Origin of the sequence: Paenisporosarcina sp. OV554 (assembly GCF_003058165.1) — a bacterium.
Taxonomy (GTDB): Bacteria; Bacillota; Bacilli; order Bacillales_A; family Planococcaceae; genus Paenisporosarcina.
The window spans coordinates 444,026-470,059 of sequence record NZ_QBUC01000001.1; the positions used below are offsets into that span (position 1 = coordinate 444,026).

Here is a 26,034-nt window from a genome sequence, read left to right on the forward strand (position 1 = left end):
TTTTCAATAGTCGAATTTAGATAGGAAAATAACCACAAAATAGTTCTTTTATTATTTTGATGAACGTAATTGGGGGAATGAGCATGGGAGAATACATGTTAGCAATTGATCAGGGAACAACGAGTTCGAGAGCTATTCTTTTTAATAATGAAGGAGAACTTGTACATACAGCTCAAAAAGAATTTCAACAATATTTTCCGAAACCAGGTTGGGTAGAACATAATGCAAATGAAATTTGGGGGTCTGTCCTTTCAGTGATAGCTGCAGTTTTAACTGAAAGTGGCATTCAACCGACTAATATTCACGGGATTGGGATTACGAATCAACGTGAGACAACGGTAGTTTGGAACAAAAAAACGGGACGTCCGATTTACAATGCAATTGTATGGCAGTCAAGACAAACTCAGGAAATCGTAGATGCATTGAAAAATGAGGATTTAGAAAAGTGGTTTCAAGAAAAAACAGGATTGCGATTAGATCCTTATTTTTCAGGAACGAAAGTCAAATGGATATTAGACCATGTAGAAGGAGCTAAAGAATTAGCGCAACAAGGAGATTTATTATTCGGCACCATTGATTCATGGTTAATATGGAAGTTATCCGGAGAGAAAGAACATATTACCGATTATTCGAATGCCTCTCGGACGTTATTATTTAATATTCATGACTTAAAGTGGGACGACGAAATCTGTGAGAAGTTAAATATCCCTATTTCGATGTTACCCAAAGTTTCATCATCTTCAGAGGTGTATACAAAAACAGATCCGTCCGTTTTCTATGGTGCTGCAGTTCCAATTGCAGGAGCAGCTGGCGATCAACAAGCTGCGTTGTTTGGACAGTGTTGTTTCGAAAAGGGAACCGCGAAAAATACTTACGGCACTGGGTGCTTTATGTTATTGAATACTGGAGAAACAGCAGTTACCTCTGCTAATGGTTTATTGACAACAATTGCATGGGGAATCGATGGTAAAGTGACGTATGCATTGGAAGGTAGTGTTTTTGTAGCCGGCTCGGCGATTCAATGGCTAAGAGACGGACTCCGAATGGTGAAAAACGCTTCGGACAGTGAGTCATATGCCAAAAAAGTTGATTCTACAGAAGGCGTATATGTGGTGCCTGCTTTTGTTGGTCTAGGAACACCTTACTGGGATTCAGATGCCAGAGGTGCTATTTTTGGATTAACACGTGGAACTTCAAAAGAACATTTTATTCGAGCCACACTTGAATCTCTCGCTTATCAAACAAAAGATGTGTTAGATACGATGGAGCAAGACGCAGAGATGAAAGTTGAGATACTTCGTGTTGATGGTGGAGCGGTGAACAATGAGTTTCTTATGCAATTCCAAAGTAATTTACTTGAACTAGAAGTTGAGTTAGCTAAATTAAACGAATCTACGGCACTTGGCGCGGCCTATTTAGCTGGTCTTGCAACAGGTTTTTGGTCTGATTTAGAAGACATCAAAAAAATGCGTAGCAGTAAAAAAACCTATTCACCTAAAATGGATAAAGAGAAAATAAAAGAACTCTACAGTGGTTGGCAAAAAGCAGTAGCAGCAACACGACTGTTTAAATAAAGGAGAGATACTTGATGCTATCAGCAATTGGACGCTCTACTAACATCCAGACCCTGAATACTTTCGAATTTGACTTACTTGTCATTGGTGGTGGAATAACTGGAGCGGGTATTGCTCTTGATGCCGTTACACGTGGGTTGTCTGTTGCTTTAGTTGAAATGCAAGACTTTGCAGCGGGTACTTCAAGTCGTTCAACAAAGCTCGTACATGGTGGACTGCGCTATTTGAAACAATTTGAAGTGAAAATGGTAGCTGAAGTAGGAAAAGAACGTGAAATTGTTTATGAAAATGCTGTTCATGTAACAGAGCCGGAATGGATGCTATTACCGTTTCATAAAGGAGGCACATTTGGACCGATTTCAACGTCAGTTGGTCTTCGTGTGTATGATTTTTTAGCAGGAGTCAAACGGGACGAACGCCGTCAAATGTTATCTACTGAGGAAACCAAAAGAAAAGAGCCACTATTAAAAACAGAAGGACTTCGTGGTGCAGGTTACTACGTGGAATACCGTACAGACGATGCTCGTTTAACGATAGAAGTCATAAAAAAAGCGGCTGAAAAAGATGCGATTTGCGTAAACTATGTGAAGGCAGAATCCTTTGTCTATAATCAAGGTAAAATAAATGGAGCTAAAGTAGTGGATCAGCTCTCTGGACAACATGCGACTATTCATGCAAAAAATATCGTGAATGCGACGGGTCCCTGGGTAGACGATGTTAGAATTAAAGATTCAATTGAAAATGGCAAACAGCTTCGAATGACAAAAGGAGTCCATGTGGTTGTTGATCAAACTATTTTCCCACTTAAACAAGCTGTCTATTTTGATACTCCAGATGGTCGAATGGTATTTGCAATACCACGAAATGGTAAGACATATGTTGGAACGACGGACACTTTTTATGGCGAAGATCCAAAAAATCCGATTGCTACAAGTGAAGATGTAGCTTACTTATTAGAAGCGATAAGTTTTATGTTTCCTAGTATCCAATTATCACCACTTCAAGTTGAGTCGACATGGGCTGGCGTAAGGCCGCTAATCTTTGAAGAAGGAAAAGACCCGTCTGAGATTTCTCGTAAAGATGAAATCTGGGAATCAGCGAGTGGGCTCTTGACAATTGCTGGTGGCAAATTAACAGGTTACCGCAAAATGGCTGAAATGGTCGTGAATCGAGTATGTAAAAATACCAAATCATCTTACGGGCCTTCTATTACGAAACATCTCCCCTTATCCGGTGGGGCTGTTGGCGGCTCAAAAGGGTTTAAATCCTTTGTGGAAATGAAAGCTTTAGAAGGTCAACGTTACGGATTGTCATACGATGAATCACGTCAACTAGCATCGTTTTATGGAACGAATGTACATCACTTATTTGCCTATGCAAGTGTGCTGCAAAATAAATCATATGGATTGCCTTTGCCATTAGCGGCTAAACTTGCCTATGGCATCCAATTTGAAATGACTTGTACACCCGCCGATTTTTTTATTCGCCGAACAGGTAATTTATATTTCAATATAGATGAAGTGCATGCTTATAAAGAGCAAGTATGTCAAATGATGAAAGCTCAACTTGGCTATTCAGAAAATCAAGTTGATTTCTATCGATTTGATTTAGATAAACAAATGCACGCAGCAATAGCCTTCCGAGAGGAGAAAGCCAAATGACCAAAAGTATACATTATGTCAAAATGTCAGATGGGTATGAAATCTACACAGTTGTTTATAAACCAAACAAGCCGCCTATAGGACATATCCATTTTTTACACGGCATGGCTGAACACATTGGGCGATATGAAGAATTTGCGACTCATTTGGTCAACCAAGGATATGTCGTGTCAGGGCATGATCATCGTGGACATGGGCATTCGGGTCAAAAGCAAAGTCAAGTTGGATTTTTTGGTGAGAAAGATGGATTTGAACGAGTGACAGAAGATGTACGAGAAGTTTTGCAAGACGTTCGCAAGGATATCACAAGCGATAGTCCCATTCTATTTACTCATAGTATGGGGTCATTTATTGGAAGAAGATATATTCAAAAGTATGGAGAATCAATCTCCAAAATTATTCTATCAGGTACGGGTGGACCAATTGGTTTGAAAGGGTCACTTGGAAAATGGATGGCAAAAGGATTCTGCCAAGTCAAGGGAATACAAACTGAGAATCAATTATTAAACAAACTGACATTTGGTAAATATAATGCAGCTTTTAAAGGTTCCAAAACTGATTTTGATTGGCTAAGTTCAGATCCTATAGAAGTTCAAAAATATATCGATGATCCTTTATGTGGGTTTGTCGCAAGCAATCAATTTTTCGTGGACCTTTTAAGTGGATTACAAATGGTTCATAATAAAAAAGAAATCGCCCATATTCCAAAGGATCTTCCGATTCTCATGATATCAGGTTCGCTGGACCCCGTAAGTCAAAATGGAAAACAACTCTGGGTAGTTGCTGAACAATATAAAAAAGCGGGACTGAGTGATATTACTGTAGTAATAACTGAAGGAAAAAGGCATGAATTGCTAATGGAAATTGGAAGAGAAGAAACCTATGAGGTAATAACAAAATGGATGGAGAAAAAATGATGGATTTAGATGTACTTGCCATAGTGGGACCGACTGCTTCTGGAAAAACCGCGCTCTCGATTAAACTAGCGAAATTGTTAAATGGGGAAATTATTAATGGTGATTCTATGCAAGTTTACAAAGGCCTTGATATCGGCACAGCAAAAGTTACACATGGTGAAATGGAAGGTATTCCTCATCACTTACTAGATATAAAAGAACCTACAGAGTCGTTTTCAGTTGCAGAGTACCAGCAATTAGTTCGTGAGAAAATTGCTGAAATTCGATCAAGAGGGAAATTACCTATTCTAGTGGGTGGTACTGGATTGTATGTTCAATCTGTTTTATATGACTTTCAATTTACAGAGGACCGAGTTGATGAAAAGGTACGCAGTGGCTATTACGACGAACTAAAACAACTTGGCCCTGAAGCCATGCATGCAAAGCTCAAACTAATCGATCCACAAAGTGCAGCTGTAATACATCCGAATAATACCCGCCGAGTAGTACGTGCGTTAGAAATCGCAGAACACTCTGATACAACAAAATCGGCTGAAACACAAAATCAAGGTCATGAGGCTATGTATCGTCATGTAATATTAGGGTTGCAATTGGATAGAGAACTATTATATGAACGAATTAATTTACGAGTAAATCGTATGATTGAACAAGGACTAGTAAATGAAGCCAAGCAATTATGGGAGCGAGAAATTAAAGATGTACAAGCAGTTCAAGCTATCGGATATAAAGAGATCTACACTTATTTTGAAAATCAATCCACGTTGCAGGAAGCGATTGAACAAATTAAGCAAAATTCGCGACGGTATGCAAAGCGTCAGCTTACATACTTCCGAAATAAATTGCCGGTAAAATGGATTGAACCAGAACTTGCTATATCAGAATTACTTCCAATAATTAAACAGGATTTGCAGGAATCTGCTCATTAAAAGCGAATAGTAAATAGTGTACCTAAATAATTATACAAACAAACAATTGCGTTTATATAGGAGGAAATAGAAAATGAAGCCGATAAACATTCAAGATGTCTTTTTAAATCAATTAAGAAAAAACAAAGTATTCATTACAGTGTTTTTATTAAATGGATTCCAGTTAAAAGGACATGTTCAATCTTATGATAACTTTACAGTGTTGTTAGAGTCAGACGGTAAACAACAACTAATTTATAAACATGCGATCTCAACCTTTGTTCCTTCAAAACCAGTATCATTAACAACTGAAGAAGTGTAATAACGTTGTTAGACAAAAAGATGTATAATATTAGGGGTGTAAAACACAACTAATTGGGGGTATAAATATGAAAACAATTCAACCTGAAGAATTACAAGCTAAACTAGACGCTGGTGAAACAGTTCATATGATTGATGTTCGTGAAGCAGATGAAGTAGCTGCAGGTAAAATTCCAGGAGCACAGCATCTTCCATTAGGGTTAGTAGAGTTCAAGCATCAAGAATTGGATAAGACTGAAGAATATGTAATCATTTGTCGCTCAGGTGGCCGAAGTGGAAAAGCGTGTGAATACCTTGAAAGTCAAGGATTTGACGTAACGAACATGTCTGGCGGTATGTTAGAATGGCAAGGCGAAGTAGAATTATAAAAAAGAATGATAATAAAAAAGCAGCTTTTCTCGGTTTCGAGTTAAGCTGCTTTTTCTGATGGTCTTAAAGTACGGAAGGGTAAACGCCATTTATATAGATAAGAAATAACCCGTAATGTTGTCGTTGAGACAAATAAAACATAAAGTGCAATGTCGGTTACTGCTATTCCAAATCCGATTACTAGTCCCGTAATTACAGCCCAAACTGCATATATTTCGTTTCGAAGAACAAGAGGTTTTCGTTTGGCAAGGACATCTCGAACGATGCCTCCACCAGAACCAGTTAATACCGCTGCTACTATAGTTGCACTTATCGGTAACCCTAACTGAACAGCAAACAATGCACCTTGTATGGCGAATGCTGACAAACCAATGGCATCGAAGAAATTTCCCCAACGGTTCCAATGTTTCAATAAATTTTGTGGAAATAAAAAAACGGCAGTAATAGCAAACAGGGCAATTTGAAACATCATATCTTGTTCCCACAATGCTGATACCGGTACTCCTATTAATAAATTCCGAATCGCGCCTCCACCGAATGCAGTCACAATTCCGAGTAAATAAACACCAAATAAATCATATTCTTCTTCCATGGCAACAATCGCACCAGAAACTGCAAAGGCAATTGTTCCAATAATATTTAATACATCCCAAGCCACTTCACATTCCTCCAAAATTCAATAGAACGAATTAAATTGTAGCAGATTTTCATACAATTACAATAGCTTTGTTACCTAGCCTTCATAAATAGTTGACGATAAGGGTGGGACTGATAAGATGAAGAGTGAAAATAAAAGAGTGAAAATCCTAGAATTGAGGAAATTATCGTGACATTCCAATCCGTATTAAATCAAGACTTATTATCAGAAGCTAAACAAATCGAACAACAAATATCAGCACAGCATAATGAAGTGGATCACATTGCTTTTTTGAATCAAGAAAAAGTTATAACTGCATTTAGAAAACATCAAGTTAGTGACTTTCATTTACATCCTTCAAATGGCTATGGTTACGACGATGAAGGAAGAGATAATTTAGAACGTGTTTATTCAGAAGTGTTTGGAGCTGAGGCGGCGCTAGTCAGGGCTCAAATTATTTCAGGTACACATGCCATTACCATTAGTCTGTTTGGGATACTGCGTCCTGGAGACGAATTGTTGTACATTACTGGTAAACCATATGATACATTGCAATCCATTGTCGATGGTGGCGAGCAAGATACTGGCTCACTGAAAGACTTTAACATTTCTTATCAACATATAGATCTACTAGAAGATGGAGGTATTGATTGGACAAATGTTCAGCAAGCCATTTCAGATAAGACAAAAGTAATTGCGATTCAACGTTCAAAAGGATACGCAAATCGACCTTCATTCACCATCGAACAAATTGAAAAAATGACAAAAAGAATTCGTTCCCTTAAACCAGAGGCAATTATTTTCGTTGATAATTGTTATGGTGAGTTTGTTGAAAAGCTTGAACCTACTGATGTAGGAGTCGATTTGATGGCTGGATCACTTATTAAGAATCCGGGTGGGGGACTAGCGAAAATTGGTGGTTATATTGCTGGTCAAAAAAAATATGTGGATATGTGTGCGTACCGAATGACTTCTCCGGGTATAGGTGGAGAGGCTGGTCCTTCTTTAAATACATTAGCGGATATGTATCAAGGATTTTTCTTGGCTCCTCATGTGGTAGCACAAGCTGTAAAAGGGGCTATTTTCACTTCGGCTTTACTTGAAAAAATTGGCATGGACACCTCGCCTCATTATCTTGAAAAAAGAACAGACTTAATACAATCGGTATCATTTAAAACGGCCCAACAAATGATTCAATTTTGTCAGGCCATTCAAGCAAATTCACCAATCAATGCTCACTTTTCTCCAGAACCTGCTTATATGCCTGGCTATGAGGATGACGTAATAATGGCTGCGGGTACTTTCGTACAAGGTTCAAGTATCGAATTAACAGCTGATGGTCCAATACGCCCCCCTTACACTGCATTCATCCAAGGAGGATTAACTTATGAACATATTAAATTCGCGATTCTTTCTGCTGTTCAACAACTACAAGAAAAAAATCGCAGTAAAATTATAATAAATAAAAAATTCCTATGTTAGATTATATGACATGGTATTGACAGGAAAGTTAACATATAGTATGATAACACTTGTGAAAGCGTAGGTGAGTCAAGTGAGTCAACAATTAAGAAGATCCATGCCATTACTACCAATTAGCATTGTTATGCAGCTCACGGAATTGACTGCCAGACAAATTCGCTATTATGAAGATCATGATTTAATTCACCCCGCTCGTACAGATGGCAATCGACGCATGTTTTCATTAATTGATGTCGACACTTTATTGGAGATAAAAGATTTTCTCGAACAAGGTATTAATATGGCGGGCATAAAAAAATTATTTGAATTGAAAAACCAACCTATCATTCCGGAAATTAAAGCACAGATGACGGATGCGGAACTACGAAGTATTTTGCGAATTGAAATGCAACAAGCAGGTAGATTTCAAAAGGCTTCATTAAGACAAGGTGATTTATCTCGTTTTTATCACTAAGCGAGCTAGAATATAATAAACTTTTAGGAGAGTGACAATAAGTGAGCAAGTACACAAAAAGCGACATTCATAAGTTTGTAAAAGAGCAGGAAGTTAATTTTATACGTTTACAATTTTCCGATATTCTTGGAACGATAAAAAATGTTGAGATACCTGTAAGCCAGCTTGACAAAGCTCTTGATAATAAAATGATGTTTGACGGATCTTCAATTGAAGGTTTCGTACGTATTGAAGAGTCTGACATGTATTTAGTTCCAGATTTAAACACGTGGGTAGTTTTCCCATGGATTACTGGTAAAGGGAAAGTAGCACGTTTGATTTGTGATGTGAATAAAGCAGATGGATCACCTTTCGCTGGAGATCCACGCAGTAACTTGAAACGAGTATTAAAAGAAATGGAAGAATTAGGTTTTACAAGCTTTAACTTGGGACCTGAACCTGAATTTTTCTTATTTAAATTAGATGAACGTGGAGAACCAACACTAGAATTAAATGATACAGGTGGATATTTCGATTTAGCACCTATGGACTTAGGTGAAAACTGCCGACGTGATATTGTTCTAGAATTAGAAGAGATGGGCTTTGAAATCGAGGCTTCTCACCATGAAGTAGCACCTGGACAACACGAAATTGACTTTAAATATGCAGATGCAGTAACTGCTTGTGATAATATTCAAACATTTAAACTAGTAGTTAAAACAATCGCACGTAAGCACGGATTACATGCTACATTTATGCCTAAACCATTATTTGGTGTAAACGGTTCAGGTATGCACATGAACGTTTCATTATTTAATGGAAAAGATAATGCCTTTTTTGAAGAGTCAGGTGATTTGAAATTAAGCGAAACAGCTTATCAATTCATGGCTGGTATTTTGAAACATGTACAAGGATTTACAGCGATTACTAACCCGACTGTTAATTCATACAAACGATTAGTGCCTGGTTATGAAGCGCCTTGTTACGTTGCTTGGTCTGCTCAAAACCGTAGCCCACTTATTCGTATCCCATCTTCACGTGGCGTAAGTACACGCGTAGAAGTCCGTTCAGTAGACCCTGCAGCTAACCCGTATCTTGCGATGGCAGTAATCTTGAAAGCTGGACTTGATGGTATCAAAAACAAAATGACGCCACCACCTGCTGTTGACCGTAACATTTACGTAATGAATAAAGAGGAGCGTCTTGCAAATGGCGTTGAAGATCTTCCAGCTTCGTTATATGATGCATTAGAAGAACTTGGAAAAAATAAAACGATTCGTGAAGCACTTGGTGAACATATTTATGCAAACTTCGTGGATTCAAAAGAAATCGAATGGGATATGTTCAGAACATCTGTACACCCATGGGAACGCGAACAATATTTGAAAATGTATTAATAAGAAAGCGTTGGGGCTGAAAGGCTCTGACGTTTTTTTTGTTCGGAAAAATTTGTTCGTGGTAGGTAGTGTGGAATGATACCACATTTCTCCCACATATTATTCGATTTGTTTCATATACTCATCGAACTTTTCAAGTGATCTTGAGGCAATCCGTTTGGATACATGGGTATATATATCTGCTGTAATTTGCATAGAACCATGTCCTACCCGTTCTTGTACATACTTCATATCCGCCCCAGCTTCAAGTAACATTACAGCGTGTGTATGTCTCGTGGAGTGAATCGGTAATGATTCATGTTTAATGTTTTCTAAACTTGCCTTGAACGCATTGTAAAGAGTTGATTTAGGCAATGGTGAGCCATCATCACGACATAGCACAAGATTTAATTGATGTTGATAAGCATCGCCCAAATACAACTTTCGTTGATTTTGATATTTCATGTGTTCTTTTAGTTCTTTCATCAATGATGATCGAACATCAATGGTCCGTAAAGAATTGAAGTTTTTTGTATCCCCTAGAATTTCCTCTCCTTCTTCTGGTTGGAAGTTTAATGAGTTATCAATAGTAATGGTTTCATTCTTCCAGTCGATATCCGTCCATTGCAATGCTGCTCCTTCACCTTTACGCATACCAGTTTCAAGCAAAACTTTAAAAAACAGTCCATAAGTCTGACCGCGTTTATATAGGAATTGAAGGACTGCTGGAATGAGTTGTGGTTCCATGAATTTTAGCTTTTTTACTTCGCGTTTTTTTATACTCACATTTTCACAAGGGTTTTTGAGGATATAACCATTTATAACGGCTCTCTTAAGAGCTTGAAAGGCAACATTATGAATACGTCTAGCAGTCTCTGTTGATAAACCTTCTTCAACTTTACCATCAATAAATTTTTGATACATCATAGGTTTAATATCTTTAAGGTACATATTCCCCAAGTGAGGTATTATGTGATTAATAATTACAGTGCGATAGGTCTTGAAAGTATTAGGTTTTAGCTTGTCCTTCACATATGTTGCAAGCCAATCATGGAAGTAATCGGAAAGAATTATTTCATCCTGTTCCTTACCATTCATCAGCCCTTGTTCAATATTATTTGCAGCAATTTGTGCTTCTTTCTTGGTTTTAAACCCGCTCTTAGAAACCTCTTTCCAAATATCAGAATAGGGATCCTTGTACCTAACTCTATACTGCCAAAAATTCCCGCTTTTTCTGTATGAAGCCATAGCATAGTCAATTCCTTTCTTATTCATTAATTTAAATCCAAATTACTTGCATTTACATCAATAAGATATCAACTATATGGTCAGTTATTTTTATTTCAAATAAAATATGCCATTAACTACACCTCACATATCGTCTTCAAAAAGGGTTTCCAATATACGGCTTATTTTACCCCGTTGAGCATCAGTCAATAGCATATCGTTGAAATACAGATATTTCGTATTTTGTAATATTTTGTCCAAGTAGACATTATCATTTTCGTGCTTTTGTAATGACTTATTTAAAATCATTCTCTTCTTGTGATTCAGGCTGGCGTACTCTTCTTCACTGATGTCAATGATTCCTTCTTTGCCCCACCATTTTACGTATGGAATTTTAGTTTTAGCGGAGATAAAACCGTACAAATCATTTACACCCATTACTTGTCCGTATTTATTTAGTAATTCAATATCTTTAGTTCCATCCCTTTCAATCATTTTTTGTTTAATTGCTGAGATACCTGACTCATTTTCTATTTCTAATCGAGTTTTCATGGATTTGATTCTTATATTAATAATGTCATAGTACCCGGGGTAAATAAGAGGGTTTTTTAAAGCTTCATTAGTTTCGATTACATTTAGCATGGGTTGCGTTTTCTTACTAATACGATTAACTAACTCTATAAATGGTTCAGCATATAGATCAGCTATTTTAGTAATAAAATTAATTGATGGAGTTCGTTTACCATTCTCTACATTAGAAAGATACCCTTGTGTTACTTCTAGCTTGTCAGCAGTTTCCTGCAGTGTTAATTCCATTTCTTTTCTACGCTTCCTTAAGTAAATTCCTAAATTATTTTCAAATTCCTTCGTGTTCATATCGTTCAACTCCTAGAATAATTATCTATAGCCTATTATATAACAAAATCATAAAATAAGATATATTTTAGTTTTCTATATCTTTCAGTTGCTAATCTTTTTTGTTTATGCTAAATTCAAATTGTGGTAATTTTATATCTTAAAATGAATGGAGGAATAAAATGATTAATTTGCAGTTAGATGAAAACTTACTAGAACAAATTTACAAGGAAAAAGTCGATGATTATTTGAAATCTGTAGAAAAAGAAAGTATGTTCATGACATTTAATGATCTTGTCAAATACTTGAACATGAGTAATGTTTCGATTCGAGAATATATTTTGTGGCGTAATGATTTTCCAAAGATTCGATTAGGTAGAAAATTTTTATTCCCGCGTAAAGAAGTTGCTAATTTTATGGAGAAGTATCTGGAAGAAGTCAGAGCAGTTGGGGGAGATATACATGCGATGAAACGTCACAAGAATGGTCACTAATTGCTTGAATGAAAAACACGGTAACATGAAAAAAAGCCACTAACCTTGTTGGGCAAGGAAAGCAGCAGATTGAAAAATATTCTTGATAAAAGTATATCAAAAAAAGTCGCAATATTCAATAATCAAATGATGTGTCAGTAAACATCACTACAAATTGATGAGGATAGTCCTCATGTTATTGGAATGGGTATTAAGAAAATGGAAATTCAATGAAGTTAATTATCTTAATATTCAATTTGTTTATTTATGAAAAAACATGATTGGAGAATGGTGAAAATGGTAATTAAAAATTTCAAAGAAATCTTGAAACCAAAGTTTGATTCTATCCCTAATGAATTGAAGAAAGCATCTCAATGGGTTTTATGGAAAGGTAAACAAAACAACCATGAAGTCTGGGAAAAGGTTCCGTGTCAAACAAATGGAAAACTTGCAAGTTCAACAGACCCAAATACATGGGCGTCTTTCGCTGATATTCAAGCTGCTTACGAATACGCCCCTCACAAATACGGTGGAATTGGATTTGTTCTTACTAAAGATGATCCATATGCAGTAATGGACATAGACAGTGTGAATATGAAAACTCCACCACCCTACGCATTAGAATTATCGAATATAAGCTTTGCTGAACAATCGCCAAGTAAAACAGGTATTCATGTATGGGTAAAATTTAACCATGACAAAGAAAAATACATGAATAAAGTTGTTAATTCCAATATTGAAATATACGATACTGGAAGATTCATGACAGTTACAGGAGACGTTATTACTGATAAACCTATTGCGGAAGGCGAAAGTGTACAACTTGTAGTTGATAAATACTTTACACGTCTTTCTAAGAAATTGGCTTTAATGGAGACTAACGAACATCCATTGGTCCAGTTAGACGATAAAAGTGTAATACAAAGGATGTTATCTTCAAAAAATGGAGAAAAAATTAAAGCATTGTTGAATGGAGATTGGAGCATTTACGTTAGCCATTCGGAGGCGGATTTTGCACTGTGTAGTCATTTAGCTTATTGGACAAGAAATAATATTGAACAAATTGATCGCCTTTTTAAATCTTCTGGCCTTTATAGGGTTGAAAAATGGTCGAGAGATGACTATCGTATGGAAACGATCCGTAAATCCCTATGTGAAACTCCTTATTCGGACTCAAGTGAACAATTGCTCATCGTAAACGGAAAACAAACTTTTATTCCCTTAGGTTATAAAGTTGATGGGGGAAATCTATACCAAACAAAGATAATAAAGGGCTTGGAAGTGTTACAACTAATCTGTCGTACTGTTCCTATCCTAACAAAACGACTTGTAGATATCGAAACTTTCGAAGAAGGTTATGAATTGCGATGGAATGATAACCAAAAAGAACGAGTTGAAATTGTATCTTCAAGGTCAATGGCTGAAACAAAGGAGATGCTCAATCTTCGAAACATAGGATTTCCCGTGACATCAAATAATTCTAGGAAAATCATTGAGTTTCTTGAGAAATTTCAAACCATAAACACCGTACCGATTGGAAAAAGTGTGGGTCGTATCGGGTTAATCAAAGGGGAAATAATTCACCCATTGTTGGAACAAAACTTTACGATTAACCCACAAAGTTCAGGAGAAAGGCAACTCCACCAAGCCTTTAAAGAGAAGGGGACGTTGCAAGATTGGAAGGAAAACATCCTAGATGTTATAAAACCTTTTCCAAAGGTCATGTTTATGACACTCTCTTCTTTTGCTAGTGTGCTATTACATGATTATGACGTACCAAGTTTCATTGTCGATTTAAGCGGAAATACATCTCAAGGCAAAAGTACTGCATTGAAGGTGGCTTCAAGCGTGTGGGGGGTCCCATCGTTACATGGTTACATGCAAACCTTCAACGCCACACCGATATCGTTTGAAAGGAAATCAGTCTTCCTTAACTCATACCCATTTATCGTTGACGATTCCAAGTCAGGAGATTACCGAATATACGAAGATATCATTTATTCGTTCGCATCGGGTCGTGGGAGAGCGAGGGGTGCTCTTCAGGGATCTTGTTTAGAAGGGACTTGGCAACAAATTATGTTAACAAGCGGTGAAGCAAAACTTTCCAGCTATGTAATGAAAAATTCTGGTGGTGTAGAAGGCCGTATTGTTCATATTGAAGATGAACCTTTTCTTGGTGTTGAAAACAACTTTTTGACACGATTGCACAATGATAATCTTGGTAAGACTTATGGCGTTGTTGGTAAAGAGTTTGTTAGGAGGCTAAACAATCTTTCACCTGAAGAAAAGGACAAGCATAAAAAGCAATACAGGGACTTACGGGATAATTACATCAAACTTGCAGGAGAAAACCATGTATTACGTAGGCTCTCAAACTATTATGCAATAATCCATCATGCAGCAGAATTACTAAACGAATGGTTTGCGTTTGGTATTGATCCTAAACTCTGTATTGAGCTTTTTGCTGATGACAGTTTGAATAACGCTGGCACTAATAAACCATATGAAATACTTGGGAATTTACTTGATGAATTGAGTTCACACTTGATTACGGTGGATAATGACCCACAAAAGCCTACGCCTTCACATATGAACGCTTTCATTAAAGATGGAACCTTATATTTGATGAGGAACTATTTGAAAGAAAGACTTGGTGCGGATATGATAACAATTCGACGTGAGTGGCAGAAGCAAGGGCTCACATTGAAAGGGAAAGATAATGATACGACTAGCGTAAGACATCGCAGTAATACCATTCGGGCTGTGGGAGTGAATCCGGAAACGCTCACTTTATTGGGTATCTCTTTTTGAATCTAAACCACACTGACTTATTTAAAGAATTACAGAGTTACAGAGAATTACAGAATATAATTCATTTTTGTAACGACCCCAACCGAATAGTATCAAGGGTTTAATGAGCTTGGTTACATTGTTACAATAAAATATAAAAAAATACTATTTATATAAAATTAATGTGGTGTTAAGAAGAAGTATTGTGTTATAGATGTGTTTTTGTGAATGTAACGGTAATTATGTAACTTCTTTGGATTTCTCTTAGAGACACATATGATACAGCCGTTACATTTTTTCTGAAATACTTAAAATAAAGTGCAACAGTTACGGACGCTATTTATGTTTATGAAGGAGCGATAGGCATATGTCTAAGAAAAATAAATATGTATGGCACACCCCGAGCCAACTAGTAAAAAAGAAGATAGGTCGTAAACCCCTCTATACGTATTGGTTAACTGAAGAAGGTTTGGGACAAGTAAAGATGTTTGTTGGAGAAGGGTTAATTAACAAAGAAATTGCTCAGAAAATGGGTATTAACAATGCGACATTGTATGAATGGCAGAACCGCTTTCCCGATTTTGCCGATGCCATAAAGAAGGGGAAGAAGGTAATTGATGATCAAGTAGAAAATTCATTATTAAAGCGGGCAATGGGACACCCATATGAAGAAGTAACCTTTGGGAAAAACCAGGACGGGGAAATGGTTGTGGTGAAAAAGGTGTTGAAGTCCCAAGCGCCTGACGTAACTGCCCAAATATTTTGGCTTAAGAATCGTCAACCAAAACTATGGAGAGACAAAGTTGAAATTCAAAACGAGCATAGTGGGACGATCCGTGTGGAGATGGGTGACATGGAGAAATGGAGTAATTAACCTTGCCAAGATACGTTCTTAAGTAAAGCGTATTTAGAAAATGCACACAAACTGTCCTTAAAATCCGTTTCTCGCACCAATAGGGACAATGGATCAAGCTGAATTGGCCGATTTACAACTACCATTAAAATTCGTTGCTCAGATTGAACACTCGATGTTATATCAGGAGTTTAAAAAAGATTCGTGCAGCCGTGACTTCGAGAATGGTTAAAATTTATAGCCAAAAGAAAAAGAGCAAAAAGCTCAAAAAATAGGGGGAATTACTATGTACAAAGTAGTATCCTACATCAACAATGATGGGGAAACCGTTTATGAGCACAATATCCAATGCAAAGGACGCGTTCAAGATGACGAACGTTATCAAGAAGGTAATATGATAATTAGTTGGGACATTGATTTCCCATACGGTATGACGCCTATAGAGTTAGGTTACGCTTCAATACTTGCACGTCATCTGTTAGCGCTTACGAATGTGATAGGTAGAACGACAAAGAAAGGGGAGAAGGCACTAACTAAGAAGGAGATAGGTTTTGTGTTAGGGCTGACAAATCCCGACCGTTTTTTAAAGAAGATGATCGAGCTTGATGCCATAGCGAAGATCACTCGTTATATGGGGGAAGGGAAGAAGGAAATACAGTACGTCATGAACCCCATGTACTTCCTTAAAGGTAGAACCATCACCGACGAACTGTATTGGCTATTCAATGAATCAATGGATGAAGAGGGCGGCGACGCATCGAAGGAATGAACAAAGAAGTACTAGAGCATTTATATAGCTAAACGAATGACAACTTATGTAAATCTCTGCAAAAAAGTATTACAACCGAATTGCTATTTCCAGACCTATACAAATAATTAAAACACCGTCCAGAATGAATGGACGGTGTTTTTGATTTCCTTTGATAAAACGGGAGACCTTGCAAATAGTGTCTAATTAAATTTTCAAATAAGTTTAAAGAATCTAAATATATTTTCGGGAAATATTTGACATGTGTAGCGTTACACAATACACTCGATGTAATGAATACTACACTACTTATTGGAAGAAGGCGGTATTATGAAATCATTTGAAAAACAAACTCATCCCGGTACCTATGTTCGCCAGAATATTATTCCCTCAAATGTGACCGTGAAAGCTGCGGCTGAGCGACTTGGTATTGGCAGACCCGCCCTGTCAAACTTTCTTAACGGAAAATCTTCTTTATCCCTTGAAATGGCGACAAGATTAGAGAAAGCGTTCGGAGCTGATAAAAAGCAGTTGCTCGATATGCAGGCAGTTTATAATCAGCGGGTGGGGCTGACCGGAAACAAAGAAATTACGGTTCGAGCTTTCGTTCCGAATTTCCTAACCATTAAGGCAAGGCAGATAGAGGAATGGGCTAATAGTCAGATTGAGTCCCGTAGCCTCCTTCCGGTATTTCTCCGAAGGCTGGTGCACTCGACCGGCAACGAGCTCCGTCAGGTCGACTTCCCAGGATATGACAATGGGCAACGGAAGGGCTCCGATGGATTCGTAAGAGCTGGAGCCGCTACGCCTTGGATCCCTGAGGGTGAATCTTATTGGGAGTTCGGTACTGACCAAAGGGTAAGCGGTAAAGCTGAAGGGGATTATAATGCACGTTTGACTACTGTTGACCCTTCTGTGAGGGCAAACAGTACTTTTGTTTTTGTTACACCTCGCAATTGGACAGGCAAAAAAACTTGGGAGACACTAAAAAATGAGGCGAGAGACTGGAAGGCAGTTAGAGTTTTTGACGCAGACGATCTCGAACAGTGGCTGGAGCAGTCGATACCAACGCAAATTTGGTTCGCAGAACAGCTCAACTTACCCATAAGTGGCTATGAGACACTTGAGATGGAATGGAGCCGCTGGGCAAATGCTAGTGAACCTCCTCTTACGCCTGCTATTTTTGTTGATTCAATTGCTGCGAGCAGGAAATCGTTTAAAGCTTGGATTAACGAGCCAAGTAGCAGGCCTTTTTTCGTCGCTGCAGACTCAAGAGGCGAAGCTCTTGCCTTTCTGTCTTGCTTGTTCGAAGAGGAGGAATTTGGTCATTTAAAAGACCTGGCAGCAGTTTTCACCTCGCCTGAGACACTACGGACGCTTGTTGCGTCCCAAGTACCTTTTATTCCAATTGTCCATTCCGAAGATACCGAGCGTGAACTTTTAGATGCCCATCGTCGACTTCATTGCATCATTTTCCGTCCCCGTAACGCGGTTGATGTGGAAACCGATGTCAAGCTAGATCAACTAAGCTATGGCTCCTTTAAGAATGCACTCATTTCCATGGGAATTGAAGAAGGTGACGTAGATAGGCTTGCAAGGGAATCGGGACAGTCACCGACGATACTTCGTCGTCGTCTCTCTCAAAATGCTGCTATTAGGAAGCCGGTATGGGCCGGAGATGATAACACAGCAAAAACCCTAATACCAACAACACTAATTGGCGCTTGGCAATCCGAGTCAGAAGCTGATCGCGAGATTATTTCTAAAGTGGCAAATCGTAATTATGAGGCAGTCGAAGACGAGGTAGCACGTTTTCTAAGATTTGATGACAGCCCAGTATGGTCTGTTGGACATTTTAGAGGTGTAGTATCAAAAATAGACGCGCTTTTCGCGATTGAGAGGTTAGTTACATCAAACGACTTAGAACAGTTCTTCGCAGCAGCTGAATACGTTCTTTCAGAATCAGATCCGGCGCTTGAACTGCCGGAAAAGGATAGATGGGCAGCAGCTCTTTACGATAAGACACGCAATCACTCTAATGCATTACGCACAGGTATCTGCGAGACACTCGTCATTTTATCGGTCCACGGAAATAACCTGTTTCAAAGTCGCCTCGGTGATGACGTTGAAAGTCGAGTCGCAGTACTAATTCGCAAGCTTTTAACACCGTTGACTCTAGAAAAATTGCTTTCTCACGACCGTGACCTTCCAAGATACGCTGAAGCTGCTCCAAATGAATTTTTAAAGATTATAAAAGATGATCTGCGAAGCGAGGCTCCGGTGGTCTTAGGTCTTCTCAAACCAGTTGATAATAGCTTGTTTGGGGTATCACCATCACGAACTGGACTTCTTTGGGGGCTGGAGTGTCTGGCCTGGAAACCACAAAATCTTCCGCGTGTAGCATTGATCCTGGCTCGACTTTCTCTGCCGAAAATCGACGACAATTGGGGAAATAAACCAGATGCTAGCCTTAAGGCTATCTTCAGGTCTTGGATGCCACAAACGGCAGCCTCAATGGAACAGAGATATTTGGTATTGAAAAAGCTCACTAAGCATTTTTCAGATATCAGCTGGGAGATCTCCATTGATCAAATTAAACCCGGCTCCCGAATTGGTCACTACAGTTACAGACCCAACTGGCGCAGTGATGCATCAGGGTTTGGACAGGTTGTCACGAACAAGGAGTTTTATGAATTCAACAAAAGAGTTTTAGATTTACTCATCACTTGGCCAAATCACGACGAAAAAACGCTTGGAGATTTAGTCGAAGCTTTACAAGGTATGCCTGAGGAAGGTCAAACCAAGGTCTGGGATTTGATTGATGAATGGTCTGATAATGCTGATGAGGCTTCAAAGGCAGTGCTTCGCGAACGCATCCGGCAGTTTGCCTTTACCCGTCGAAGTCGTCACCGGAAGCTCAAGGAAGCAACCTCTGATCGTGCTCGCGCTGCCTATGATAGCCTTAGGGTTCAAAATCCAGTCATCAGTCACGGGTGGCTGTTCGTTGATCAATGGGTTCAGGAATCGTCTGACGAGATTGAAGATGAGGCTTTCGACTATCAAAAACGTGAGGAGAGAATCGACAGTTTACGTCTTGAAGCGATGTTCGAAATATTGAGAGAGCGCGGTTTCGAAGGAGTAAAAGAATTGATGGCCAGAAGTGGTGCCCCGGGAGTCATCGGTCGCTTTGTGACATTTTGTGTTACTGAAATTAAGCAGAGAATAGATTTTATCCGTCAATGTCTATCTATTGATGGAGACCTCAAAAGCAAGTCAGAGTGGTGCTTACAAGGCTTTCTTTATGCAATAGAGGATAATTTACGTACCGAGGTGTTGAAGGCTGCAGCCAATGAGTTGAATGACGAAGAGCAAAAGCGCTTATTTTTATGCGCGCCGTTCAAGGAATCCACTTGGCGTCTTTTAGATGGATATAACGAGAATATCCGTAAATTTTACTGGAAGAAGGTATTGCCATCTTGGGGTTCTTATACTCCATCTGAGCTCACCGAATTGGTTGACTGTCTCTTGGAGGCTTTGAGACCCCACGCGGCTTTCTATGCCGTCCAAAGGAATTTTAAGGCTCTCGAGACGTCCCGTCTTAAGCGGCTTTTATACGACATGGCAACTGTTAAAGCCGAACCAGTAAGCTATTTCAAGCTTGAAAAGTACCACATTTCAGAAGCAATAGAGGAGCTTAATAGTCGCTCTGGAGTCACTAGAGACGAGCTAGCCCAACTTGAATTTCTTTTCATTGAAGCGTTAAACGAAAGCAAACATGGAATCCCGAATCTTGAAGCTCAGATTGGAGAATCTCCATCTTTATTTGTCCAAGCAGTTACACTTGGATACAACCGACGTGACGAAGGAAAAGATCCATTAGAGTGGAAGGTTGGGAATCATGAACAACGTGTGGCAGTTTCATCAGCTGCCCGTCTTCTGTTAGAACGTATATCGAATATTCCCGGTACAGATATTAATGGGATAATTGACACAGTTGCGCTTGCTGAGTGGCTTTCAGAAGTACGGCGGTTGTGTCACGAATATGGTCGTGCAGAAATTGGTGATCGGTGCTTAGGGAAACTACTAGCTAAGGCACCTACTGGTGAAAATGGTATGTGGCCCTGTCAACAGATCTGCGAAGCAATGGAGGAAATATCATCATCAGAAATTGCAAGAGGATTCTCAATAGAAGTTCATAATTCTCGTGATGCTCAGTGGCGAATCGCAGGAGGAGAACAGGAGCGTGAGCTCGCAGTAAAATACCATACTTGGGCTGAGCAATTGTACTTTGACTATCCTTATGTTGGGGCAATCCTCGAGGATATCGCTGAGTCTTATAATAGAGAAGCTAAATGGCATGATTCTGAAGCAAATATTGCGAAGAGATTATGGGATTGAATAAAGTTATCGTTATCATGAGAAGGTAAGTAGATTGAGAAATGGAAGAGGCTGGTCCCAAAGTAGTCTTTTAGGACAGTCTCTTTTTATAGAAAAGCAACTAGCAAGATTACGGTGGACTTCCGTTCTAGGTGACAATTTTTCACATTATAGTCCATTGCCGATTTTTGACTTTAGCTTCTTTTTTATTGTGGAGGCGGGTTGTAATCGAAGTAGTCATCAATTATTCATACAAATAAATTAACAATCAAAGTCATTGTTCGATGCTACTAATGAGACCATGAAACTTTAAAGTTTGTAGCAAAGAGCTCTTCTACAAACATTATAATGAAGTTCCTGTTCGTCAATTTATATGAGTTTTCTTTTATATCTACTATTTTCATTTATTTGCTCAAATTTGAATGTACCTTATTTACCGCTTTTAGTATTGCATTTTTTCTATTATTCTTCTCTTCTATTTCTAATTTTTCTTCTAAAATAATAATGATTGATTCGTAGACTGGACCAAAGTACTCTAAACAGTCTTTTTCAGATAGTTCATGTATTCCTTTACTGAGGACCTTATATAAATTAGTATTTTCAACTAACGATGTTGGCAAATAGTCTTTCAAAAATGGGATTTTGTCTTCCATCCTTTTATTGTTGAATTCTTTTCTATTGTATTGGGCGTGAGACTTCATATACTCTTCAAACTGCTTATAAATCAATTTTTCAAATATTCGTCTTAAGTAAACATACGAACCTACTCCTACTCCATGTGATTTTAAACCAATTGCCCGCTTCAATTCAAAATTAATGTCTTTATCTTTGATTACCTTTTTATATCGACTAAATGTATTGTCAAACTCAATATTTGAAGGAGTTTGTCCTATTTTCATGATTCCATGATTAGCCGTATATTTAAAATATACAAGGAACTGATGTTTTTGTGCCGCGGTACATTCTAAGTGTATTGATAGGACATTGGAATCCCCGAAGAGTTGCTTTCTTATATGAAGAAATCTCTCTGCTAAAGCTTGTTTTGCAATAGACCATGTTGCCATGTGTTCTTCCTTATTGGAAATATTAACATCTGAAGATAATATAGAAGGTTTGTACTTTTCATCCAATGTGTGACCTTTATAAATTATAGGTAATGTTTTTTTGCAGGAAGGACAATAATGAAATTCATTAGCTTCCGAATAAAATATATCTTTTAGACTCTGAAAATCCTCGCTTTCGAGAAATAGCGTATGATCCAATACATATGTGTGATCCGGGTTCTCATGGTTGTATATAACTTCTGTTTCCATCTTTTCTTCAATCTCAGTATTAATTTTCAATTCTTGATATAATGCTAAGTCTAAGAAAAGCGGCATTACCTTCCCTTTATAAAAGCTTAAATGTTCCATAAATAATCCTCATTTCAGTTCTAATCTAGTGTTATCTGTACAAAAAAGCATACAGTAAAAACAATACCAACCTTCTTCTTTTCTTTCAAACTATTTGAGAGTGAGATAAACCACCAAATATACAAAAACTAGCTGTGGAAACGGTCGTAAAGCAGGGTGAGTTAATGGTGGTTATTTCTCGGAAATAAATAATAGTGCCCCTCTAACATGCTTCTGTTTTAATGCGAAAATCTTCTGCATCCTCTTCTCCATCGCCTTTGTAATCCTCCAACTTTCGCTTTTGTTTTAGTTCAATACTAAATTTATTATATATGGGTTTTTAAACACATAGTTAAAAATTAACAATAAAATTTATTTTTGGTTCAAGTCTAAAAGTGTTAACTTATATACTACCAATTGACACTCGTTTAAGAAGCACCAAAATAACACTTATTCGTAGTTATATTCGTATATAAGTTAGTCTATAATTAAAAGTATAGAAGTTAACCTAATTTATAGACGGAGGTAATACGTTATGAAAATAGGATATGGTCGTGTATCTTCGTTGGGCCAGGAGTTAGAAGCGCAGGAAGTTGCGTTGAGAGAAGCAGGATGTGAGCGGTTATTTGTTGAGAAGGTAACAGGCACAACGACCGCACCACGTAAACAGTTAGCAGCAATGCTCGTCAATGTTCGAGAAGGTGACACGGTAGTAGTAACAAAGATAGACCGGTTAGCACGAAGTATTATCGACCTCAATAAGATTGTAACGGAGTTAAACGAGAAGGGCGTAAGCGTGGAGTTCTTACGTGATAACCTTATATTCAATGCAGGGAAAGACGTAAGCAGTATCAATACGTTACTGTTTAACATACTCGGATCCTTCGCTCAGTTTGAACGTGACATCATAGTAGAACGTACATCAGAAGGTCGTGAGAGAGCGAAAGCAGCAGGCAAGCACATGGGTCGTAAAGGTCAGCCGGATAAGAAAGTACAACAGGCAATAGATCTCATGACTAATCGGAGTACGAACGGCATGAGTGTAAGTGACATTGTAAAGGTAACAGGTGTACCAAAGCCAACGATATACGCAAAGATAAAGGGACAAACGAAGTGAACATGAGCAAAAGTGGCTCACGTTTTTTCGTTTGTTCACAAAGTCCCCCCTCCTTACTAACGGGGCAAGCTAAACAATAAAAAAAGTCATAACAAATAGACCACTTCACTATCCTTCAGTCCGAAAATAATACCCACTCTTACTAGGACCCCGTGGATGAATTTTTGATGAGCTACGATGTAAAAACCAGATTTGTTTTTAAAGTATACTTCTGTAACTGATGCCCCTGCTTTTTGGTGAAATTAGCAACGATGCGAAATGGAATCAATTGGACAACAGATACAGAATGTTTTTTGGATGAAGAAGATAACGGAACAAGTTCCTGTCGGATTACCCTGACATCGAACGCTTACTCGTTTAACATTTTCAACCTCAATGTTAATTCCAAGTAAGAATTCTAGAGTCCTTTCAATGGGTGGACGCCCATCTTTTGTCTCGATGATAAGGATAGGTATACAAGGAGCTTCAATACTTAAAGCTTGTATCATTGTTTTATTGTGGTTATTAGTTAAATCTTCAAAAATTACTTTGGTGGATCCATTGCACGGCTGACTAATACCCGAATTGAAATCATGTGTTTCCACAAAACATGTAGTCTCTATTTTTTGTTTTTCTCGATTATATTCATGTGAACACTTACAACCCTCCTTCCTCTGTTTGCAGGTTGAACAAAGTGAAGAACTATCCATAGGATGGATCACTCCTTTTCTAATCTATAAAAATCTGAAATTGTCATGAGGCACAAAAAAGGAACTAACAAAAGCGATAAAAATTTTTGTCTAACAATTGAAGCAATAATGCGAATCGGGGTCTTTTGGACAACAGATACAGAATGTTTTTTGAATATTGAAAGTAACTGAACAAGTTCCGGTAGAATTACCCTGACAACGTATGCTTACCTTTTTAACATCTTCTACTTCAATGTTAAATTGATTTGGAACTAGTGGGAGAATTCTTTCAATTGGTGGACACCCATTTCTTGTTTCTATAATAAGAATGGTGGTACAAGGGGACGAGTCATTATTAAAACCTTGAATCATCATCTTATTGTGGTTATTAGTGAGATCTTCAAAAGCTACTATGCTTGTTCCACATGGCAGATTATAAAATGAAGTAAGAGGGGAATGGGAATCTATAAAACATGTTGTCTCAATTTTCTGTTCTTCTTTACAATTGCAAGTCTCTTTTCGCTGATTACAAGATGAACAACTATGCAAAACAGCATCTTTAGGACAGCAAATACAAAATGTTTTAGAGCCTGTTACGGTAACATTACAAAATCCTGTCGGATTACCCTCACAACGAACGCTTACACGTCTTAAATCTTCAACCTCAATGCTAAGATTTTCCCCTGTCGAAAGAACTCTTTCGATTGGTGGACACCCATCTCTTGTTTCTATGATAAGGATGGCTGTACAAGGGGGTGTGGTGAAAGTGGATGCTTCAATCCTTGTAATATTGTGGTTATTAGTGAGATCTTCAAAAACTACTGTGGTAGAACCATTACAAGGCTGGGTAACAGTCGATCTGAAATCGTGGGAATCTATAAAACAGGTTGTCTCTTCTCTCTGATTTTCTAGATATTTATGTGAACACTTACAATCATCCTTTTTCTTTTTACAAGATGTACAACGTGAAGAATGACCCATTGGATAAAACACTCCTTTTCTGAAAAAATTGGTAATACTACATTTATTAGTGCTAATTTAGGTAGGGTCACCACATCCACAATCCAAATTTAAATCAATATTAAAATCTCGGTCCAACAATTGAAGTAAGTTGTAGATTTGTTGATTAATTGAATTTTGATATAGTTGTTCTTTTTTGTATATTTCCACTATCTCGTTAAGCTGTTCTTGGGGAAGTTGTTTTCTTATGCTTGGATTTAATAGCATATTTTGATATTTTGGGCTTTGATAAAGTAAATTTTTTTCAAACAACTCGATTATTTCTTTTTTCTCTGCTCCCTGGTTAAATAGTTCAATGACATTAAACATGTTTTGTTTAGCTAGGTAAGTTCTAATAAGTGGTGAAATTCCACTATTCATCACGTTTCACCCCCTTATATCGCATAATATGAAATTTAGATTAGTTTTATCGGGTGTTTGTCATCCACCTTTTTCCAAAGCCACTCCAAATCTGCTAATAGGTAGGAATAGGTCTTAATCGACTAACGGATGCTTTAGTAGGAAATTAATATAAACATAAAGGAATTAGCTCTGTTAAAAAGGGAGGGGCAGTCGCGTTTCACTTTGCTTCCTCTTGTATATACGTCCTTCCGCTAAATTTTTAAAATTTGCATTTTCAAACCTCTCATATCGTTTCCATATATTAGGATATTAGGGATGATGGCGACACTACACTTAGAAGGCAGACCACAAACAAAACAAGATTGAACTGGGCTATTTCATTGCTTTCAAAAAGCACCGCTAATGATCTGCACCCCAATTGTTAGACACAACTAACAATTGGAGGTGCAATTTTTTATGACTAAATTTAGTACTGATTTCAAATTGAACGTAGTGAAG

General features: G+C 37.9%; 20 protein-coding genes. 15 read left to right on the forward strand and 5 right to left on the reverse strand.

Going from position 1 to position 26,034, the window contains the following annotated elements; translation table 11 throughout:
- Nucleotides 1–83: 83 nt before the first annotated feature.
- The 6 genes from glpK (at nucleotide 84) to C8K15_RS02110 (ending at nucleotide 5,746) form a co-directional block, all read left to right on the forward strand.
- Nucleotides 84–1,574 (forward strand): glycerol kinase GlpK, encoded by a 1,491-nt coding sequence (gene glpK, locus C8K15_RS02085; RefSeq protein WP_108584726.1) that lies wholly within the window; start codon nucleotides 84–86, stop codon nucleotides 1,572–1,574.
- A gap of 14 nt (nucleotides 1,575–1,588) precedes the next feature.
- Nucleotides 1,589–3,235 carry a glycerol-3-phosphate dehydrogenase/oxidase gene (locus C8K15_RS02090; protein ID WP_108584728.1) on the forward strand — a complete coding sequence of 549 codons (1,647 nt, stop codon included), beginning with the start codon at nucleotides 1,589–1,591 and terminating at the stop codon, nucleotides 3,233–3,235.
- A complete protein-coding gene (locus tag C8K15_RS02095) occupies nucleotides 3,232–4,152 on the forward strand; it encodes an alpha/beta fold hydrolase (protein WP_108584729.1) in 921 nt (306 codons plus the stop codon). Before C8K15_RS02090 ends, C8K15_RS02095 begins: the two co-directional genes overlap by 4 nt.
- Nucleotides 4,134–5,078 carry a tRNA (adenosine(37)-N6)-dimethylallyltransferase MiaA gene (gene miaA / locus C8K15_RS02100; protein WP_304590779.1) on the forward strand — a complete coding sequence of 315 codons (945 nt, stop codon included), beginning with the start codon at nucleotides 4,134–4,136 and terminating at the stop codon, nucleotides 5,076–5,078. The genes C8K15_RS02095 and miaA overlap by 19 nt, the downstream gene beginning before the upstream one ends.
- A 73-nt stretch (nucleotides 5,079–5,151) precedes the next feature.
- Nucleotides 5,152–5,379 (forward strand): RNA chaperone Hfq, encoded by a 228-nt coding sequence (gene hfq, locus C8K15_RS02105; RefSeq protein WP_108584731.1) that lies wholly within the window; start codon nucleotides 5,152–5,154, stop codon nucleotides 5,377–5,379.
- 67 nt (nucleotides 5,380–5,446) lie between these two features.
- Complete coding sequence (locus C8K15_RS02110; protein ID WP_108584732.1) at nucleotides 5,447–5,746, forward strand: rhodanese-like domain-containing protein; 300 nt, start codon at nucleotides 5,447–5,449, stop codon at nucleotides 5,744–5,746.
- A 41-nt stretch (nucleotides 5,747–5,787) separates the two neighbouring features.
- On the opposite strand, the gene C8K15_RS02115 is transcribed toward C8K15_RS02110, so the two are convergent.
- Nucleotides 5,788–6,405, reverse strand: coding sequence for a trimeric intracellular cation channel family protein (locus C8K15_RS02115; protein WP_108584734.1), 618 nt, complete (start codon nucleotides 6,403–6,405; stop codon nucleotides 5,788–5,790).
- Nucleotides 6,406–6,573: 168 nt separating this feature from the next.
- Between C8K15_RS02115 and C8K15_RS02120 the strand changes: the two genes are divergently transcribed.
- The 3 genes from C8K15_RS02120 (at nucleotide 6,574) to glnA (ending at nucleotide 9,696) form a co-directional block, all read left to right on the forward strand.
- The gene (locus C8K15_RS02120) at nucleotides 6,574–7,866 is read left to right on the forward strand and encodes a methionine gamma-lyase family protein (protein ID WP_108584736.1); all 1,293 of its coding nucleotides are present in this window, start codon (nucleotides 6,574–6,576) and stop codon (nucleotides 7,864–7,866) included.
- A 73-nt stretch (nucleotides 7,867–7,939) separates the two neighbouring features.
- The gene (locus tag C8K15_RS02125; RefSeq protein WP_024534936.1) at nucleotides 7,940–8,320 is read left to right on the forward strand and encodes a MerR family transcriptional regulator; all 381 of its coding nucleotides are present in this window, start codon (nucleotides 7,940–7,942) and stop codon (nucleotides 8,318–8,320) included.
- Between the two features lie 41 nt (nucleotides 8,321–8,361).
- Nucleotides 8,362–9,696: a type I glutamate--ammonia ligase gene (glnA, locus tag C8K15_RS02130; protein ID WP_108584737.1), complete on the forward strand. Its 1,335-nt coding sequence runs from the start codon at nucleotides 8,362–8,364 to the stop codon at nucleotides 9,694–9,696.
- A 99-nt stretch (nucleotides 9,697–9,795) separates the two neighbouring features.
- Here glnA and C8K15_RS02135 read toward each other — a convergent pair whose 3' ends face one another.
- Nucleotides 9,796–10,950, reverse strand: coding sequence for a tyrosine-type recombinase/integrase (locus C8K15_RS02135; RefSeq protein ID WP_233260349.1), 1,155 nt, complete (start codon nucleotides 10,948–10,950; stop codon nucleotides 9,796–9,798).
- A gap of 96 nt (nucleotides 10,951–11,046) precedes the next feature.
- The gene (locus tag C8K15_RS02140; protein WP_108584739.1) at nucleotides 11,047–11,778 is read right to left on the reverse strand and encodes a helix-turn-helix domain-containing protein; all 732 of its coding nucleotides are present in this window, start codon (nucleotides 11,776–11,778) and stop codon (nucleotides 11,047–11,049) included.
- A gap of 161 nt (nucleotides 11,779–11,939) precedes the next feature.
- Here C8K15_RS02140 and C8K15_RS02145 point away from each other — a divergent pair, with 161 nt between their 5' ends.
- The 5 genes from C8K15_RS02145 (at nucleotide 11,940) to C8K15_RS02165 (ending at nucleotide 21,019) form a co-directional block, all read left to right on the forward strand.
- Nucleotides 11,940–12,251, forward strand: coding sequence for a helix-turn-helix domain-containing protein (locus C8K15_RS02145; RefSeq protein WP_108584740.1), 312 nt, complete (start codon nucleotides 11,940–11,942; stop codon nucleotides 12,249–12,251).
- Nucleotides 12,252–12,497: 246 nt separating this feature from the next.
- The gene (locus C8K15_RS02150) at nucleotides 12,498–15,041 is read left to right on the forward strand and encodes a phage NrS-1 polymerase family protein (protein ID WP_108584742.1); all 2,544 of its coding nucleotides are present in this window, start codon (nucleotides 12,498–12,500) and stop codon (nucleotides 15,039–15,041) included.
- Between the two features lie 346 nt (nucleotides 15,042–15,387).
- The gene (locus C8K15_RS02155; RefSeq protein ID WP_199224041.1) at nucleotides 15,388–15,894 is read left to right on the forward strand and encodes a helix-turn-helix domain-containing protein; all 507 of its coding nucleotides are present in this window, start codon (nucleotides 15,388–15,390) and stop codon (nucleotides 15,892–15,894) included.
- A 265-nt stretch (nucleotides 15,895–16,159) separates the two neighbouring features.
- Nucleotides 16,160–16,642 (forward strand): hypothetical protein, encoded by a 483-nt coding sequence (locus C8K15_RS02160; RefSeq protein WP_108584743.1) that lies wholly within the window; start codon nucleotides 16,160–16,162, stop codon nucleotides 16,640–16,642.
- A gap of 309 nt (nucleotides 16,643–16,951) precedes the next feature.
- Nucleotides 16,952–21,019: a HigA family addiction module antitoxin gene (locus tag C8K15_RS02165; RefSeq protein WP_108584745.1), complete on the forward strand. Its 4,068-nt coding sequence runs from the start codon at nucleotides 16,952–16,954 to the stop codon at nucleotides 21,017–21,019.
- 383 nt (nucleotides 21,020–21,402) lie between these two features.
- Here C8K15_RS02165 and C8K15_RS02170 read toward each other — a convergent pair whose 3' ends face one another.
- Nucleotides 21,403–22,410 carry a hypothetical protein gene (locus C8K15_RS02170; RefSeq protein ID WP_108584747.1) on the reverse strand — a complete coding sequence of 336 codons (1,008 nt, stop codon included), beginning with the start codon at nucleotides 22,408–22,410 and terminating at the stop codon, nucleotides 21,403–21,405.
- 514 nt (nucleotides 22,411–22,924) lie between these two features.
- On the opposite strand from C8K15_RS02170, the gene C8K15_RS02175 reads away from it, so the two are divergent.
- Entirely contained in the window at nucleotides 22,925–23,506 is a 582-nt protein-coding gene (locus tag C8K15_RS02175; RefSeq protein ID WP_108584749.1) for a recombinase family protein, read from the forward strand.
- 1,706 nt (nucleotides 23,507–25,212) lie between these two features.
- Here C8K15_RS02175 and C8K15_RS02190 read toward each other — a convergent pair.
- Nucleotides 25,213–25,554 (reverse strand): hypothetical protein, encoded by a 342-nt coding sequence (locus tag C8K15_RS02190; protein WP_108584754.1) that lies wholly within the window; start codon nucleotides 25,552–25,554, stop codon nucleotides 25,213–25,215.
- Between the last annotated feature and the right edge of the window lie 480 nt (nucleotides 25,555–26,034).

What these genes read in the sequence shown, in the direction of transcription:
- glpK (WP_108584726.1), top strand. Translation starts at nt 84, where the DNA reads ATGGGAGAATACATGTTAGCAATTGATCAGGGAACAACGAGTTCGAGA.
- C8K15_RS02090 (WP_108584728.1), top strand. Translation starts at nt 1,589, where the DNA reads ATGCTATCAGCAATTGGACGCTCTACTAACATCCAGACCCTGAATACT.
- C8K15_RS02095 (WP_108584729.1), top strand. Translation starts at nt 3,232, where the DNA reads ATGACCAAAAGTATACATTATGTCAAAATGTCAGATGGGTATGAAATC.
- miaA (WP_304590779.1), top strand. Translation starts at nt 4,134, where the DNA reads ATGGATGGAGAAAAAATGATGGATTTAGATGTACTTGCCATAGTGGGA.
- hfq (WP_108584731.1), top strand. Translation starts at nt 5,152, where the DNA reads ATGAAGCCGATAAACATTCAAGATGTCTTTTTAAATCAATTAAGAAAA.
- C8K15_RS02110 (WP_108584732.1), top strand. Translation starts at nt 5,447, where the DNA reads ATGAAAACAATTCAACCTGAAGAATTACAAGCTAAACTAGACGCTGGT.
- C8K15_RS02135 (WP_233260349.1), bottom strand. Translation starts at nt 10,950, where the DNA reads ATGAATAAGAAAGGAATTGACTATGCTATGGCTTCATACAGAAAAAGC.
- C8K15_RS02140 (WP_108584739.1), bottom strand. Translation starts at nt 11,778, where the DNA reads ATGAACACGAAGGAATTTGAAAATAATTTAGGAATTTACTTAAGGAAG.
- C8K15_RS02145 (WP_108584740.1), top strand. Translation starts at nt 11,940, where the DNA reads ATGATTAATTTGCAGTTAGATGAAAACTTACTAGAACAAATTTACAAG.
- C8K15_RS02150 (WP_108584742.1), top strand. Translation starts at nt 12,498, where the DNA reads ATGAAAAAACATGATTGGAGAATGGTGAAAATGGTAATTAAAAATTTC.
- C8K15_RS02155 (WP_199224041.1), top strand. Translation starts at nt 15,388, where the DNA reads ATGTCTAAGAAAAATAAATATGTATGGCACACCCCGAGCCAACTAGTA.
- C8K15_RS02160 (WP_108584743.1), top strand. Translation starts at nt 16,160, where the DNA reads ATGTACAAAGTAGTATCCTACATCAACAATGATGGGGAAACCGTTTAT.
- C8K15_RS02165 (WP_108584745.1), top strand. Translation starts at nt 16,952, where the DNA reads ATGAAATCATTTGAAAAACAAACTCATCCCGGTACCTATGTTCGCCAG.
- C8K15_RS02170 (WP_108584747.1), bottom strand. Translation starts at nt 22,410, where the DNA reads ATGGAACATTTAAGCTTTTATAAAGGGAAGGTAATGCCGCTTTTCTTA.
- C8K15_RS02175 (WP_108584749.1), top strand. Translation starts at nt 22,925, where the DNA reads ATGAAAATAGGATATGGTCGTGTATCTTCGTTGGGCCAGGAGTTAGAA.
- C8K15_RS02190 (WP_108584754.1), bottom strand. Translation starts at nt 25,554, where the DNA reads ATGAATAGTGGAATTTCACCACTTATTAGAACTTACCTAGCTAAACAA.